15 protein-coding genes are annotated in these 16,708 nt (G+C 45.3%); 4 read left to right on the forward strand and 11 right to left on the reverse strand.

Going from position 1 to position 16,708, the window contains the following annotated elements; genetic code table 11:
* Nucleotides 1–136: 136 nt before the first annotated feature.
* The 9 genes from CS948_RS20040 to CS948_RS20080 all read right to left on the reverse strand — a co-directional run bounded on the left by CS948_RS20040 (nt 137) and on the right by CS948_RS20080 (nt 8,375).
* On the reverse strand, nt 137–937 hold the full coding sequence (locus CS948_RS20040) for a metal ABC transporter permease (RefSeq protein ID WP_099293983.1): 801 nt from the start codon (nt 935–937) through the stop codon (nt 137–139).
* 63 nt (nt 938–1,000) lie between these two features.
* Nucleotides 1,001–1,756, reverse strand: a complete 756-nt coding sequence (locus tag CS948_RS20045) for a metal ABC transporter ATP-binding protein (RefSeq protein ID WP_099293985.1) — start codon at nt 1,754–1,756, stop codon at nt 1,001–1,003.
* A gap of 4 nt (nt 1,757–1,760) precedes the next feature.
* Nucleotides 1,761–2,624, reverse strand: coding sequence for a metal ABC transporter solute-binding protein, Zn/Mn family (locus tag CS948_RS20050; protein WP_099293986.1), 864 nt, complete (start codon nt 2,622–2,624; stop codon nt 1,761–1,763).
* On the reverse strand, nt 2,621–3,103 hold the full coding sequence (locus CS948_RS20055; RefSeq protein WP_099293988.1) for an S-ribosylhomocysteine lyase: 483 nt from the start codon (nt 3,101–3,103) through the stop codon (nt 2,621–2,623). Before CS948_RS20055 ends, CS948_RS20050 begins: the two co-directional genes overlap by 4 nt.
* A 2-nt stretch (nt 3,104–3,105) precedes the next feature.
* Complete coding sequence (locus CS948_RS20060) at nt 3,106–3,801, reverse strand: 5'-methylthioadenosine/adenosylhomocysteine nucleosidase (protein ID WP_099293989.1); 696 nt, start codon at nt 3,799–3,801, stop codon at nt 3,106–3,108.
* A gap of 6 nt (nt 3,802–3,807) precedes the next feature.
* Nucleotides 3,808–4,446: an MBL fold metallo-hydrolase gene (locus CS948_RS20065; RefSeq protein WP_099293991.1), complete on the reverse strand. Its 639-nt coding sequence runs from the start codon at nt 4,444–4,446 to the stop codon at nt 3,808–3,810.
* A gap of 59 nt (nt 4,447–4,505) precedes the next feature.
* On the reverse strand, nt 4,506–5,606 hold the full coding sequence (locus CS948_RS20070) for an MBL fold metallo-hydrolase (protein ID WP_304364617.1): 1,101 nt from the start codon (nt 5,604–5,606) through the stop codon (nt 4,506–4,508).
* A gap of 164 nt (nt 5,607–5,770) precedes the next feature.
* Nucleotides 5,771–6,667, reverse strand: coding sequence for a YitT family protein (locus CS948_RS20075; RefSeq protein WP_099293994.1), 897 nt, complete (start codon nt 6,665–6,667; stop codon nt 5,771–5,773).
* A gap of 4 nt (nt 6,668–6,671) precedes the next feature.
* Nucleotides 6,672–8,375 (reverse strand): glutamine--tRNA ligase/YqeY domain fusion protein, encoded by a 1,704-nt coding sequence (locus CS948_RS20080; RefSeq protein WP_099293996.1) that lies wholly within the window; start codon nt 8,373–8,375, stop codon nt 6,672–6,674.
* An 80-nt stretch (nt 8,376–8,455) separates the two neighbouring features.
* Here CS948_RS20080 and CS948_RS20085 point away from each other — a divergent pair, with 80 nt between their 5' ends.
* From CS948_RS20085 to CS948_RS20095, 3 genes are all read left to right on the forward strand, one after another.
* The gene (locus CS948_RS20085) at nt 8,456–10,435 is read left to right on the forward strand and encodes a putative porin (RefSeq protein WP_099293998.1); all 1,980 of its coding nucleotides are present in this window, start codon (nt 8,456–8,458) and stop codon (nt 10,433–10,435) included.
* Nucleotides 10,436–10,685: 250 nt separating this feature from the next.
* On the forward strand, nt 10,686–12,077 hold the full coding sequence (locus CS948_RS20090; protein WP_099294000.1) for a transporter substrate-binding domain-containing protein: 1,392 nt from the start codon (nt 10,686–10,688) through the stop codon (nt 12,075–12,077).
* A 160-nt stretch (nt 12,078–12,237) separates the two neighbouring features.
* Entirely contained in the window at nt 12,238–12,987 is a 750-nt protein-coding gene (locus tag CS948_RS20095) for a hypothetical protein (RefSeq protein ID WP_099294001.1), read from the forward strand.
* A 75-nt stretch (nt 12,988–13,062) separates the two neighbouring features.
* On the opposite strand, the gene hydG is transcribed toward CS948_RS20095, so the two are convergent.
* Together hydG and CS948_RS20105 are read right to left on the reverse strand one after the other, a co-directional pair.
* Nucleotides 13,063–14,568 carry a [FeFe] hydrogenase H-cluster radical SAM maturase HydG gene (gene hydG, locus CS948_RS20100; protein WP_099294737.1) on the reverse strand — a complete coding sequence of 502 codons (1,506 nt, stop codon included), beginning with the start codon at nt 14,566–14,568 and terminating at the stop codon, nt 13,063–13,065.
* Nucleotides 14,569–14,803: 235 nt separating this feature from the next.
* Nucleotides 14,804–15,253 (reverse strand): GatB/YqeY domain-containing protein, encoded by a 450-nt coding sequence (locus CS948_RS20105; RefSeq protein ID WP_099294003.1) that lies wholly within the window; start codon nt 15,251–15,253, stop codon nt 14,804–14,806.
* A 95-nt stretch (nt 15,254–15,348) separates the two neighbouring features.
* Here CS948_RS20105 and CS948_RS20110 point away from each other — a divergent pair, with 95 nt between their 5' ends.
* A complete protein-coding gene (locus CS948_RS20110; RefSeq protein WP_099294005.1) occupies nt 15,349–16,680 on the forward strand; it encodes an MATE family efflux transporter in 1,332 nt (443 codons plus the stop codon).
* Nucleotides 16,681–16,708 lie beyond the last annotated feature (28 nt).

Raw genomic sequence — 16,708 nt, forward strand, 5'->3', positions numbered from 1 at the left:
CATTATATTGAATATCATTAATTTATTGGATTATAGACGTTATAGACCTTAGGAGCCGAAGGCTCGACTTTATGAACTTTATAGACTAGAGGTGTGTTTTGACACACCTCCCTGCTTAAGCCGAATGCTCGACTTTTCATTTACGGCGGCGTAATAAATAACAAACAATAAATATCAGCAAAAAACAAAGCACAATCGTTGCCCCGGACGGGAGCTTCAATGCTGCTGACGCGAAAAGCCCGATAACAGAACCCACGCAACTAATAATCGTGGATAAAACCAATTGTTTCGTGAAGTTCTTGTAAAACATACCCGCTATTGCTTGAGGCATCGTCAGGTAAGAAATCACCAAAATAATTCCCGCCAACTTCATACACAGCACGATACACAAGGCTATCAGCACGGTAATACCAATCTCCAACCCGTTTAAAGCGACAAAATGCGTCCGACTGTACTCCTTGTCAAAAGCGATATAAAACAACGGACGATAAAACTTCGCGAAAAACAAGATAATTGCCAGACACAACACTCCCGACAGAATCACCTGTTCCCCCGTGACCGTAAGAATATTCCCGAACAGATAAGACAATAAATTAGGCGCGTATCCCGGAGTCAGATAAATAAACAACACTCCTATCGCCATACCCGCCGACCAAAAGATACCAATCAAAGAATCTTCCTTAAACCGCTTATTATCCGAAAGGTATAAAATACAAAATGCCGCTGCCAAGGCAAACACGGCAGCCCCGAAAAGAGGTGACAAACCTAAAAAATAAGCCAATCCCAATCCCCCGAAAGAAGCATGCGTGATCCCCCCGCTAATAAAAACCATTCGTTTGGCAACAATATATGTCCCGATTAACCCACAACTCACGCCGATCAATATCGTGCACAAAATTGCGTTCTGGAAAAAACCGTATCTTAATAATTCAAACACCTTGGTAATTTTAGATTTATGATTTATGATTTTAGATTCCCACCGCGCAAGGACAGTGTTTTTTCAATTTTCAATTGCCTTGTCGTGATCCAACAACACCCGATGCGGTACGGTTCCGTGGGAAATCAACTCGATCGGACAGTTATACAACTTCAACTGTTCCGGTGTAATCAAGTTCGATTCGTGATAATGCAATCCCCCGTTCACGCAAGCAATAGTCTTCACGTAGGAACAAATAGTTCCCAAATCGTGTGAAACCATCACGATACTCATTTTCTCGTTCAACTCTTTCAACAAAGAATAAAACTCAATCTCGAAATTCGAATCCACGTAAGTGGACGGTTCATCCAGAATCAGTATTTTCGGGGAGGATATGATAGCCCGACACAAAAATACCCGCTGCATCTGTCCCCCGGAAAGCTCTCCGATTGGACGATTTTTATATCTGAGCATGCCATACTTTTCCAATATCTCATCCACCTTCCCTCGGTCAGCTTTCGTGTAAGAATGAAATATCCCTTTCTCGGACATCAATCCGGATAACACTACTTCCTTTACACTGATCGGGAAACGAGCGTCGAACTTACTGTTTTGAGGCAAATACCCGAACAACGATTGCTTGGACGTGTGATAAATGATCTTCCCGGAGAAAGGCTTTATCAACCCTAATATAACCTTTAACAAAGTCGTTTTCCCCCCCCCGTTCGGCCCGATAATTCCAACAAAATCATTCTCCCGTATGGTCAAGTTCACTCCTTGCAACACGGTCGTCTGCTCGTAACCTGCCGAAATATCCTTCAACTCCAAAATCTCTTTCATCCGGTTATTCCATTTTTTGTTCTATAATCTGAAGCAACGATTCCATTTCCTTTTTCCAGTCCGCACTCAACGGATCAATGGCAATAACCTCGCCGTCGATCTCCCGGGCTATAGCTTTGGCATTCATCACGTCAAACTGGTTCTGGATAAATACAATCTTTATACCTTTTGCCCGACAAGTATCGACCACCGCCTTGATATGTGACGGATTGGGTTCTTTTCCCTCGTCCTCGATCGCGATCTGTTCCATACCGTAATCTTTCGCCAGATAAGTCAAAGCCGGATGATAAATCAAGAAAGTCTTGTTCTGCTTCGCGGGAATAATCCTTCGGGCTTCCGCATCGATACTGTCAATCTCCTGTTTGAACTGCTTGAAATTCTGCTCGAACTCGGTCTTCTTCTCCGGGAACTTTTCAGATAACACCTTACATATCGTTTGCGCCATCATACCCGCGTATCTTGGAGACATCCACACGTGAGGGTCAAAATTACCGGGGTGTGTATGATGATGCCCGCAATCACACGTTCCCTCTTCCAACTCCATCCCCTCGGATTGCTTCACGAGTTGTATATGCTTCTCCTGTTTTTCCAGAAAAGGATACAAATTACTAATCTCGAAAGGCAGATACCCCACAGCAAAATAGATAGAACTATTATGCAACGCTTTCAACTGTTCGGTACTTAAATCACTCACGGCAGGATTAGCCCCCGGCGGAATCATCACGTTCACCTTCACGTAATCCCCCGCGATACGCTCCACGAAATAACGTTGAGGCAAGATACTCACGCTGATCGTCTTCTCCCGATCCTTGTTTTCATCACAAGCCCAAAGCAAGGCAACCAACATTAAAATGATTCCTATTCTCATTCGCCCGGATATATCAGATTCTTTTCCTCGATCACGTCCAGCACTTCCGCCAGATATTTAGCAGCCTCGTATTTCGCCATCGGCAGATTATGTAATAGATAATTACCACAATCTTTTGCAGCAACACCGGGAACTTCACCTTCAAAATCACGAATAAAACGGAATGTTTCCCGCATCAATTCCACGATATCACGAGAAGTCAAATCACCCCGCATCAAAAAATAATTTCCCGTGCAGCACCCCATCGGTCCCCAGAAAATAATCTTGTCGCCCCACGTCTCGTGATTTCTTAAATAAGTCGCCGCGAGATGTTCTATCGTGTGCAATTCCCCCTGTCCCAACACGGGCTCTCGGTTAGGCTCCTTCATACGTATATCAAACGTCGTGATCACCTCTTCTCCTACATAATCTTTACGGGACACGTAGATTCCCCGCGACAGGCGAAGATGATCTATGGTAAAACTAGGTATTTTTTTCATCTTTATTCTTCTGATAAAACAGTGATTAACTTTCTAATCATCTCGAAAGAGCGTTTGGGAGCCTCTTCCCAGAAATTCAAATATTGATTGTAATGATCTTTCACTCCCGGGGTATCGCTAATAATACGATAACTCAAGAAAGGTACGCCACACAAGTAGCATACTTGCGCGATAGCGGTCGATTCCATATCAACCGCCAAGCCTTCGGGAAAACGCTTTTTGATCTCGGTCAACTCCTCTTTCTCCGTCACGAAACGATCACCGCTGCAAATCAATCCCCCGTATACATTCCCGTCATGTTTCACGGACAAAGCCTGTTCATACAATTTCTTATCCGAAACAAAACGAGCCGGCAATCCTTGAATCTGCCCGTACTCGTTTCCCTCGCCACACCACACGTCATGATAAACCATGTTCTCCCCGATCACGATATCCATAACTTGTGTCAACGGGTCTATTCCCCCGGCAACACCCGTGTTTACAATCACCTCCGGGGCATATTGCCGGATCATTTCCAACGTCCCTACCGCCGCACAAACCTTACCGATCCCGCTTTTGGCCAACACGACGTCAACTTCTCCCATACGCCCCTCGATAAAGGGGATTCCCCGAACCAAACGTTCCTTTCCCCCGTCAAGTAAAGATTTCACCAGACCGTATTCCGAAGTCATGGCTACAATTATACCGATCTTCTTCATCTTTTTTTATTGAAAAAATGGATTCATACGTTTCTCTTCTCCTATCGTGGTAAACCCGCCGTGTCCCGGTATTACCCGCACATCATCCGGCAACACGAACAATTTTTCCCGGATTCCGTCTATCAACTGACTCATATCTCCCCCGGGTAAATCTGCGCGTCCGATACTCCCTTGGAACAACACATCCCCGGCAACAAGCAATTTATCCTGTTCGCTATAGAAACAAAGTCCCCCCGGAGAATGTCCCGGTACATGGATCACCTTCAATTCCGAATGTCCGAATTTCACGACATCCCCGTCATGCAAATATTCTCCCAATGCCGGAGGCGGTGTAATTCCCCGTATTCCCAACATCGCCGCATACTTCTCCGCGTCTTCCACCCAAAACGAATCCGCTTCATGCGCCCGGGCAGACAACCCGTATTCGTCCAGCATAAAATTATTCCCGAAAATATGATCTATATGCAAGTGCGTATTCAACAACGCTACCGGTTTCAAATGATTTTCCGCCAGAAAATCTATCAAACGTCGCTCTTCGTCTTTCGAAAAACAACCGCAATCAATCACCACGGCTTCCCCCGTTTCATCGTACAACACAATCGTGTTCTCCTGCCATGGATTATTAACAAATACTTTTATCTTCATCTATCATGCATTTTATTCAGACAAAAATAACATAAAATCGCGAGAACGAGAAAAAAACCTCATTGTTCCACCTTCTCATTCCGAACTATTTCCCCGATAGTAGGTACAAGTACTTCAAAAGGGACATCTTCTCTCATCTTCAACGCATTCTTCAACGGCTCATCCCAAGGATGCCTTGCCAAAGCATATTTCGAATGATGCACCGTCAAAACTCTTTTCGCGCCCAAATCCTTCGCGATCTGTTCCAAGTAATCCGGCATCACGTGAATATACTTCCAATCTTCATTATATTGCCCGTTCTCGATGACCGCAAGATCAATACCCGGGAAACGCTTGCCAATCTCGGCGAAATGCGTGTCATACCCCCCATCACCACCTATATATATCTTCCTCGAGGGACTCTCCACGAGAAAAGAAGCCCACAATGTCCGGTTGGCAGACAATCCCCGTCCCGAGAAGTGACGCACCGGCAAACAATAAACGGCAAAACCATCATCCAGCACGGAGTCTTCAAACCAATCCAATTCCACGACACGTTCCTTGTCAAATCCCCAATACTCGAAATGTTCCCCGACTCCCAATCCGCATATAACCTTGCCAACCCGATTCTTCAATGCAGTCACGGTTCCGTAGTCCAAATGATCCCAATGGTCATGGGAAATCACCAGATAATCGATATCCGGCATATCTTCCGGCTTATAAACATCCGTTCCCTTGAAAGGCTTATTGACAAATGATACCGGGGAAGCCATGCAAAATACCGGATCGACCAGTATTCTTTTTCCTCCCGTTTGGATCAGATAGGATGAATGCCCGAACCACACGACCACCTCCTCGTCCAAGGGGATACTCCGCAAATCTGTCTTAATGACAGGCACTGCCGTCTCCGGTCGCAGCCTTTCTGTTTTTCTGAATAAAAAATCAATCATAGTCCCGACACGCCCCTTGTCAGAAGCAATCATCACGGTTTCATGCAAATTTTGAAACCGTCCGTCCCTGTAATGAGGCGAACGCTTCACACGCTCCATTCGCTCCCCCCGGGGAAGTCTGCCAAAACTTCGTTGATTCACGAAAACAACCGCTATCACGGCAATCACCGCGACAACGCCTAATACACTCCAAATTACCATGTGTCTCCTATGCTTTTTTAATGACCTCATATCAATCCTTTTAATTATCAAACACCGTGCCACTCAATTCCATAAAGACACAACGTCATTATAAATTAGTGTGTTTTATCAAAAAAATAAGGTTTATAAAGAAGCCCCTCGTGAGGAATGGCAACTTTATAAACCTTATGAACCTTATAAACTTTACGAACTCCCTAAGTCCGCAGCGTATCAAATCCCCTACCGTACACACCCATGACCGTATTCATCGTGAGGAACGCGTCCGGATCAGCCAATTTCGTCACACGCATAATATTCTGCATCTCACTCTTGCGGGCTACCACAATTAACATTTTGCGTGCCTCACCCGTGTACCAGCCTTGACAATCCACGACGGTTACACCCCGTTTCAAATCATGAGTAATCAGATCGGCAACCTCCTTGTATTTTAACGAAAAAATAAAGAACTGCACGGATTGCATCTGTCCCGTGAACACGAGGTCAATCGTGTACGAGTTCACACCCATGACCACGTAACCGTAGATAATCGTGGCAATCTTTGCCGTCGGATCGACTGTCGTGTTTTCCCCGATAAAATAACTACAACCGATAATAAACACATCTATATACATGATAATCTTACCGGGACTGATATTCCGGTACTTGTTAATCATCATTGCCACGATATCCGTACCCGCCGTACTGCCTCCATTGGCAAGCGAAATCCCGATACCCGCACCACACATGATACCGGAAAGTACCGCGCACATGAATTTGTCCTCCAACAGCGGCTCATGAATCAGATTCTGTAACAAACTCAACAGGAACGAACTCATGAAAATAGCATATATCGTCTTGAAACCGAACCGGGGCCCGAGCACCTTAATTGCTATTGCCACCAGCAAAAAGTTAATCACGAAATAGCTATACCCTATAGGAATCACCTCCCCGGAAAGAAAATAAATAATTGTCGAAATACCGGTCACACCACCGCCCACCATACGATGCGGCGCCAAAAACGCGGTAACGGCAAAAGTATAGATCAGCAAACCGAACGTAATCAACAAGTACGCCCGCGCTTCTCTTGCAAACTTATCCCTCGTAACTTTCATTGTATTAATTGTTTTGTTTTGCCCACGTATCCTTTAATCCCACGGTACGATTAAACACCAGTGCCCTCGGTTTGGAATCTTTATCCACGCAGAAATACCCCAAACGCTGGAACTGGAAACGATCGCCTTCCTTGGCATCTTTCAAACTCGGTTCCAACTTGCACCCGGTCAACACTCTCAACGAATTCTCGTTCAAGAACTCTTTGAAATCGATATCCTTGTGCCCGGCAGGATCCGGATCTTTAAACAAACGATCGTATAAACGTACCTCCGCCTCTATCGCGTCGGGTGCGGAAACCCAGTGAAGTGTTCCCTTTACCTTCCGGTTGCTCGCAGCACCGGTACCACTACGCGTTTCGGCATCGTACGTGCAATGGATTGTCGTAACATTTCCTTCCGCATCTTTCTCCACGCTCTCGCATTTCACGATATACGCACCTTTCAACCGTACTTCGTTGCCGATCGTCATCCGGAAGAACTTCTTCGGGGCGTCTTCCATGAAATCATCCCGCTCGATAAACAACTCACGGGAGAACGGCACCATTCTCGTTCCGGCAGCCTCATCTTCCGGGTTATTCTCGATCTCAACCACTTCGGTCTGTCCTTCCGGATAGTTATCTATCACCACCCGCACCGGATCAAGTACCGCCATTACACGGGGAGCCACCTTGTTCAAATGTTCCCGCACGCAAAACTCCAACAACGCCATATCGACCACGATCTCCCGGCGTGCCACCCCCACTTTTTCGGCAAAAGCACGAATAGACTCGGGCGTGTATCCCGCGCGACGCAAAGCCGTGATTGTAGGCATCCGGGGATCATCCCACCCGGCAACAATACCTTTCTGCACCAGTTCCAACAAACGGCGTTTACTCATCACCGTGTAACTCAAATTACGACGGGCAAACTCGATCTGACGAGGACGGTATTCCGTGTCGAACAACTGATCCAAAAACCAATTGTATAACGGGCGATGCACCTCGAACTCTAAAGTACAAATAGAATGAGTAATCCCCTCAATATAATCACTTTGCCCGTGCGTGAAATCATACATCGGGTAGATACACCATTTATCACCCGTGCGGTGATGCGCCACGTGCATGATCCGGTACAAAATAGGGTCACGCATCAACATGTTGGACGAGGCCATATCTATTTTAGCCCGCAATACTTTCTCCCCGGCTTGAAACTCCCCTGCCTTCATCCGCCGGAATAAATCCAGATTTTCTTCTGGAGTCCTATCCCGGTAAGGACTGTTCACTCCCGGTTCCATCGGGTTCATACGTTGCGCGCTGATCACCTCTGCCGGTTGGTCATCCACGTAAGCTTTTCCCTCCGCGATCAACTTCTCCGCCCAATCATACAATTGCTGGAAATAATCGGAGGCGTAATGAGTTTCCCCTTCCCACTGGAAACCTAACCATTGAATATCTTGTTGTATGGAATCAATATACTCGACATCCTCTTTAGAAGGATTCGTGTCATCAAAACGCAGATTGCACTTACCGTTGTACTTGGCAGCCAATCCGAAATTCAAGCAAATAGAAGTTGCATGACCGATATGCAAATAACCGTTCGGCTCGGGCGGGAAACGCGTATGTACCCGACCGCCGTTCTTCCCCTCGGCCAACTCCTCCTCAATAATCTGTTCGATGAAGTTCAACGATTTGCCTTCACCTTCTTCTTCCACGAGATAATTCTTATCCATACTGAAAATTTTATAACATATTCGACCGCAAAGGTAATTAATTTATGAGAGTTTTAAAAGTTTCCGTATATTTGCACGCCATGAAATATATATTTTACACCATATTATGCTGCTTAATGTCGCTCACGTCTTTAGCGCAGAGCGATTTTGATTACGGGCATCCGGACGAGGAGGATCCCCGGCGTAGCGCTTTTGACCAAGATAGCACGAGAGGAGAACAACGATACGTGAAACCGCAACGAGTGGCGTGGAAATGGATGCACGACGGCGTGTACAAACAATATATGTCCATGACGGACACCCTGACCGACGGGATACACAACACGAACCCCATATTCAAACACAGCGTGTCTAACACCTACCTCGGCAACCTACCCTCACCTTATATTTCCAATGTTTTCATCCTTCGCCCCCGCGGAGAAGATTTTCTTCCGCTCGACAGGGTACGGGATTACCTTTTCCGTCCCGAGGACGCCTTGGATTACAACACCTCTACCGCTTTCGCCCAAATCAGCTATTTTAACGGGGGGGGACGAGGAAAAACAGAAGACCGGGTAGACGTATGGTACATGCAAAACATCAACCCGTTCTGGAATGCGGGATTCCGGTACAACCTCATGTCTGCGGACGGGGCATACTCGTACCAGAAATCAAAAACATACAACTTCTCCGTTTTCAGTTCATACGAGAAAGAAAGAGTGACAGTATCCTTCTTTCTGAACCAGAACGTGGGACATTATGCGGAGAACGGCGGTATTGAAGTTTTGGCTGAAGTCCGGGATACCGTGCTTGATCCAAAAATAATCGGAACGAAGCTAGTCATGGAACCCCGAAACAACATAGCCAACTTCAATCTCAGCACGCTGGCACAATACAACCTCGGAAATGCCAAAGAAATCATCACACCCGTGGACTCCATCAACATGGATACCACGTACACTTACCCGATGAAATTTGCACTCGCCTTGAAAGTCGAGGACAATCGTTACCGTTTCAGAGAAGAAAGCGTTGAAACCAATTTTTGGGACACGACCTACTTAAACACCCAGTCCAACCAAGACATCACCAACAACCAAAAATACGAAATAGACGCCAAGTTCATACTAAACGAACATCCAAAATACAAATACCTGCCGGGCGTGTACGCCGGGTTAAAATTCAAATACCTGAAATACGACCAACGTGTATCTTCGGACACAATCAACAACCGGGCAACAAACAAATACACCGGAACCTACCTCACCGCGGGAACGTTCAACATGGACTCGACCACCATGTTCAATTTTGATATCTGGGGCAGTTTCTGCCTTGCCGGGGAGTATTCTGCCGACTATTCCTTAGAGGGAAAAATCGTCCAATACCTAAGCCGAAACAGAAATTCATCCGTGACGGCGTATGCCCTATTGGAAACAACCACCCCCAACCGCTATTATGACCAATACACGGGAAATCACAACCAATGGGAAACGAATTTCTCCAAAATCCATGCCTACAACATCAAAGGACACTATAACAACAAACGCCTCCGTACCGAAGTCGGAATCGCTCTGAACAACACGAAAAACTATATCTATTTCGACACTACGGCCTATCCCCGTCAGTATGACGGTAATCTAGTCGTATTCACGGCATGGGCAAAACAAATTTTCAGATTAGGTAAATTCTACTTCGATCAAAAAGTGTACTACCAGATCTGTAACAAGGACGAAATATTGCAACTTCCCAAAGTTGCGCTATACTCCCACAATTACTACCAAAACCGTCTATTTAAAAAAGTATTGGGACTGCAAATCGGTATAGACTTGTTCTACAACACCTCGTTCTATTCCAACGCCTACGACCCGAGTATCATGCAGTTCTACAACCAAGATATCGAGAAGACCGGCAACTACCCAAAACTCGACGTGTTCCTCACGCTGAACATCAAACGTGCCGACTTGTTCGTGAAATACGAGCATGCCAACGAGCGCTTAGGAAGTCGGGATTACTTTTCCGCCTACACCTACCCGATCAACCCCGCCAAAGTAAAATTCGGCATCCGTTGGAATTTCTTTGATTAAAACGTCCGCCGAGGTTCATTTGACCGTTCTCTAGGGATTCGCTCGCCCGTACTCATATCAAAAACCCTACTCTTTCGCAGCATAAACACTCGTGAGCGTCTATGCTACGAAGATGATACGTTCATGATACGTTCATGAGGTAGCGAATGGGTAGAGCAAGAATAGAGCAAGGGTAACAATGTTATTTCTCGAATAGACCTCTCGAAATCAACAACTACACGATTTCCATTTTATTTCGTATCTTTGCACCATGTATATAATAAGAGTTATTACATACACTTGGTTATTCTGGTTTTGTTTATCGGCCTGCGAGACAAAACGCGAAGAAGAACCATTTATTATACCCGATGCCGGGACGCTGGAAAAAATCGAGCGACGAGGCGTCTTAAATGTATGTACTTATTACAACACGACAGACTACTACGTGTATAAAGGCATCCCGAAAGGTTTTCATTACGATCTGGTTAAAGCTCTCGCCGATTTTCTCGATGTTAAATTACATATCGAGGTCAATTCCAACGTGGAAGATTGTCTTCGGGAATTAAACGAGGGGAAATACGATCTGGTAGCCATGAGTCTTTCGGTTACGGACGGCAGGAAAGAACAAATCAGCTTCACGGACCCGTTATTCTACACGAGTAACGTACTGGTACAAAACAAGAAACAAGATTCTTTAATACGGGACATACAAGATTTACGTGGAAAAGAAATTTTCGTTCAAGAGGGTACTACATACAAAAGTTTTCTCCGGGAATTGAGTGATTCTCTTCAACTGAATTTAAAGATCACGGAAGTAGAATATCTTACTTATGAAGATATCCTCCTACAAGTAGAGAAAGGTGAACTTCCACTTACCGTGATAGATAAAAATATCGCGCAGATCGCGGCCCAATACATGACACACATAGATTACTCTCTGGAATTATCGGGAGCGGAACCCGTGGCGTGGGCAGTAGCCGGAAAAGCAAAATACCTGCTCCATGAAGTAAACCAATGGTTGGGTGCCATGAAGAAAAGGGAAAAGTTTCCAGTACTTTACAACCGCTATTACAAAAGCAGTTACGTCACTTCGCTCCACAACTCGAAATACTACAAATTAAAAAACGGGATTATATCCAGCTTTGACCCGATCATCAAAAAAGAAGCCGCCAAAATAGGTTGGGATTGGCGTTTGCTGGCTGCCATAATTTTCCAAGAATCCGGATTCGACCCGGAAGCGACATCCAATTACGGGGCTGTCGGATTAATGCAAGTGATGCCGGAAACCGCGTTGCAACTCGGTTTCGAAGATTACATAGAGCCGGAAGATAACATCAAAGTAGGAAGTTACTATCTCCAATACCTTGAAAAAATGTTTACCAAATATGACCTCGACACCTTAAACCGGATCAAATTTACTTTAGCCGCGTACAATGCCGGAGCGGGACACGTGTTCGACGCCATGAGATTAGCCGAATCCTACGGGAAAAACCCGAACATCTGGAATAATAATGTAGATTACTTCATCCGTTACAAATCCCGCCCCGAAATATACCGGGACACCCTGTCCCGCAACGGCTATTGCGACGGCAAACAAACCTTCAACTTCGTGAATAACATCATCGAAAACTATACCCATTATAGAAATACCATCCCAAGATGATTTACGATTTATGATTTACGATTTCGTGGTTAAAGAATCATTCAATCTAAAATCATAAATCGTAAATCTAAAAATACCTCAGGCGAATATTGATTTACTTTTATTTTTTTCATACCTTCGCATCAGAGTTTCGATCATCATTTTATTAATTATTAAAGACATGCCTTACAGAAGATTACCGAATACAGATGCAGCGAGGATAAGGGCATTGGAAACGGCCTTGAACAAAGAGGATTTCTCTGATATCAATAATTTACCGTTTTCTTTGAGCCTAAGGCAAAAAATTGAATTCTTTTTACCGAAATTCAAAACGGCAATCACAAATTCACAATGTGCCAGAGAAAAACAAATGGTAAATAGCCGGAAATACGGGGAATACACTAAAAAAGCCAAACTATATATATCGCACTTTTTGCAAGTGCTGAATTTTACTATTGCACGAGGAGAGTTAAAACCTATCGCGCGTACATTTTACGATATAGCGGAAGATGATACCAAACTTCCTTCACTCGTTTCCGACCAAGATTTGTTGGAATGGGGTGCAAAAATAATAGCCGGAGAACAGGAACGCACCCGTAAAGGGGGCGGAAATCCGATATATAGTCCCTCTATCGCTTTGGTTAAAGTAAATTACGAAAACTTCAAGCAAGCCTACGCTTCTCAAAAACAATTCCAACAAAACTCTGCCCGCTGTAGTGCCGAAGTAGCGCAATACCGGAGTGAAGCAGACGAATACATTCTTTCCCTGTGGAACGAAATTGAGGCACATTACGCCGATATAGACGACGAAGAAGAACGCCGCCAAAAATGCGAACGCTTCGGACTTGTCTACGTGTTCCGCAAAGGTGAACGGGAAGAAATAAAAAGAAAAAAGGAAGCCGAACGAATTACGCTCAAACTTCCGTTTTAATTTTAAATTTATGGATTTTAGATTTTAAATTTCATGGATTATTTCAATCTAAAATTTAAAATCTAAAATTGTAAATTACATGTATAAATCTCTTTCCCCTCTCGCGATCCGGTCGTAATATGAACGGAAGGTCGGGAGTAATTTATTCTTACTAAAGAAGGGGGTAGCCTCGATCTCTCTTAATTCCTGCTCGATCAGTTTCTCGCCGATCTCACGGGTCGCGGGAGAAGCATAGTCATTCAAGTACTCCCGGAAGGTCAAAACAGCGTTTAACTTACAAAACTTACCCTCGACTCCTTTTTCCAACAGGGTCATGATCTTATCTCCTGTACGCCCGCAACGATAGCCGGCAGTACAGAAAGAGGTAATCATCCCGTCGTTAGCCAATTCCCGTATCACTTCATCGAGAGAACGCTGGTCACCCAACATAAATTGGACTTTCTCGATATTCTCCTCCTGTTTCAATTTTTTGGCGTAAGCCCCGATACCCAATTTTGAAGAAGCGTCGGTTTGCGTGCACCCGAAATGAGTCAGTAAATCCCGTTTCAAGTTCGGTTCCTCGCGTGCCGTCACGATCAACCCGCTATACGGGATCGCCAGACGCAACACCGCAACCACCCGCCTCATGGCGTCATTGCTGACCAGATAAGGAGAATTCTCGCTCAAGAAAGACCCCGGGGCCGGTTGCATGCGCGGGAAAGACACCGTGTGCGGTCCGATACCGAACTGGCGTTCCAAATCCAAAGCATGATGCAACAATCCCATCACTTCAAACTTCCAGTCGTACAACCCGAACAGCGCCCCAATAGCCACATCGTCGATTCCCGCCTCCATGGCACGATGCATCGCGTAAAGACGCCAACGGTAATTCCCTTTCACCGTGTTGGCCGGGTGCAATTCCGCGTATCTCTCCCGGTGATAAGTTTCTTGGAACACTTGGAACGTACCGATACCCGCTCTCCACAATTTCTTCAAATCGGCAATCTCCATGGGTGCCGCGTTCACGTTCACCCGTCGGATATTATTAAAACCGTTCCCGGTAGGAGTTTCCCGTCTCACCGAATAAATCGTGGAGATAGATTCGGCTATATAGTCAGCCCCGTTTTTCGGGTGCTCGCCATACACGGCAATCATTCGCTTGTGTCCCTCGTCGATCACCGCGGCCGTTTCCTCCCGCACCTCGTCCATCGACAACACGTGGCGAATCTCCTCTTTATTTTCTGCCCGGAAACCACAGTATTTACAACTATTCACGCACAAATTCGACAAGTATAACGGGGCAAAGAAAACGATACGGTTATCATACACTCTTTTCTTCACCTCCAAGGCAGCCTCTTGCATCTCGTGAAAGAGTTCAGGGTCTTCCACGTTCAACAAAGTAGCCGTCTCGTCAGGCGTCAATATTTTTATTTCCAGCGATTTTTGTAAAATATCGCGCACTCGTTGCTTATCGGGGTTCTTGCCCTTTTCGATCTCTTCAAATATCTTTTCCTCGTCAATAAAATCTTTCCCGTCAACCAGATACTTATCAATCTCTGCCTGTTTAATAACATGAGCAGTCCAATCTTTCACAGTAGCCATTTCTTTCATTTATTAGTTCCTAAAGTCCATACAGTATATCGGTTCATAAGGTTCATCTCCCCCGGAAAAACCTCCGGCTACACCATTAACGCTTGGCCTTATGAATTTTACTAATCTTATACAAAGATCGGAATTATTTACTCAATTCCTCCCCATTCCTGATACTTATTTTCAATCACGTCATAGACGGAATCAATAAAATACCCCGATCTTACGCGGACTTATTAGCACGTGATTACGCCAACAACTCTTTTACAATAGCGGAAATCATTTTGCCGTCAGCTATTCCGGCCAACTCTTTGGTAGCAACACCCATCACTTTTCCCATTTCTTTGGCTGAAGTTGCACCCGTTTTCTCGATAATTCCTTTCAAGGCAACACGCAATTCATCTTCACTCAACTGTTTCGGCAAAAACTCGTTCATCACCTCCACTTGAGCCATTTCATGAGCGTACAAATCCTCACGCCCCTGTTGCTTGTAAATTTCGGCAGACTCCCGTCCTTGTTTTGCCAATTTCTGGATGATCTTGATACTTTCGCTGTCGGCAATCTGCTCCGGGGCTCCTGCCACGGATTTAGCCTCGATGAAGACCTTCTTTATATTTCTTAAAACCTCAAGGCGGATCGTATCTTTCGCTTTCATGGCTGCCATGATGCCCTTACTAACTTGCTCTTCTATTGTCATTTTTGCTTGAATTTAAATTTATAACCCACGAAGTTACGATTTATTCTGCAATTTATAAAGATTATCCGTTAATTTTGCAGCCAAAACAAGAACACATGAAGACGGTCATCACGAACAAAACAGTTTGGAATATAGCCTACCCTATTATCCTTGGAAGTTTGGCACAAACACTCATTACCTTAACGGACACCGCCTTTCTGGGGCGTGTCAGCGAGATCGCCCTAGGTGCTTCCGCCATGGCAGGAATCTACTATTACGTGTTTTCCACACTGGCATGGGGATTTTCCATCGGGATCCAGATCATCGTGGCACGGCGGTTGGGAGAAGGACGTCTGAACCGGATCGGGGTTGTTTTCGAGCACGGGTTATGTTTCGTGTTTCTGCTATCCACGTCGCTATTCCTCATTCAACGATATTTCAGTGATGTACTCTTGGGAGCTTCCATACAGTCGCCCAATATCTACGAGGCGGCGATGGAATACATGTCATACCGCCATTACGGGATTATATTCGTGTGCTTCAACTTCTTGTTCAGGGCTTTATATATCGGGCTCTCCAACACGAAAATCATAGGCTACTCCACTGCCGCTATGGCAACGATCAACGTGGTATTCAATTATCTGTTGATCTTCGGTAAATTCGGTTTCCCCGAGATGGGAGTCGGCGGAGCCGCCCTAGCCTCCGTCATGGCTGAAATATCGGCGTTCTTGATTTTTATTTTCTACACGTTGCTGAAACTCCCCATCAAACAGTACGCCTTATTCTCCTTCCACAAACTGGAAGGATGGCTCATGCTGACCGTGCTTAAAACAGCGTTCCCCACCATGTTGCAAAAACTACTGTCTTTCGGGACATGGTACATCTTTTTCATGCTCATCGAGCACATGGGCGAACGTCCTATCGCCATCACGATCGTCGTCCGTAGCGTTTATATGCTGATACTTATCCCCGTCTTCGGTTACGGGGCGACAGCCAATACCCTTACCAGCCGACTCATCGGGGAACAACGGCAACCGGAGATCATGCCTACCTTGCGGCGGATCATGAAACTCGCCATGCTAAGCGTGCTTCCGGTGTTATTGATATGCTATATCTTCCCGCAACAGGTGTTATCTATCTACTCCAACAGCAGTGATCTGATTACCGCCTCCATGCCTTCCCTTTACGTGGTCGGATTAGCCGCACTCAGCTTCTGCTTCGGGATCACGTTCTTTGAAGCCATATCCGGAACGGGTAACACGACTCATGCCTTGATACTCGAATCATTCGTACTCGTGTTCTACACTTTCCAGACATGGCTGCTTACCACCGTCGTGCACGCTAACGTGGAATTCGTGTGGACTGTCGAGGTCACCTATGGCATGCTTATCGGTATCGTTTCTTGGTTTTACTTGAGATACGTGAAATGGCAACAGAAAAAACTGTAAAAGGATTTATAAACTCTTTTTCTCTATT

The organism is Butyricimonas sp. Marseille-P3923 (assembly GCF_900184685.1).
Classification (GTDB): Bacteria; Bacteroidota; Bacteroidia; order Bacteroidales; family Marinifilaceae; genus Butyricimonas; species Butyricimonas muris.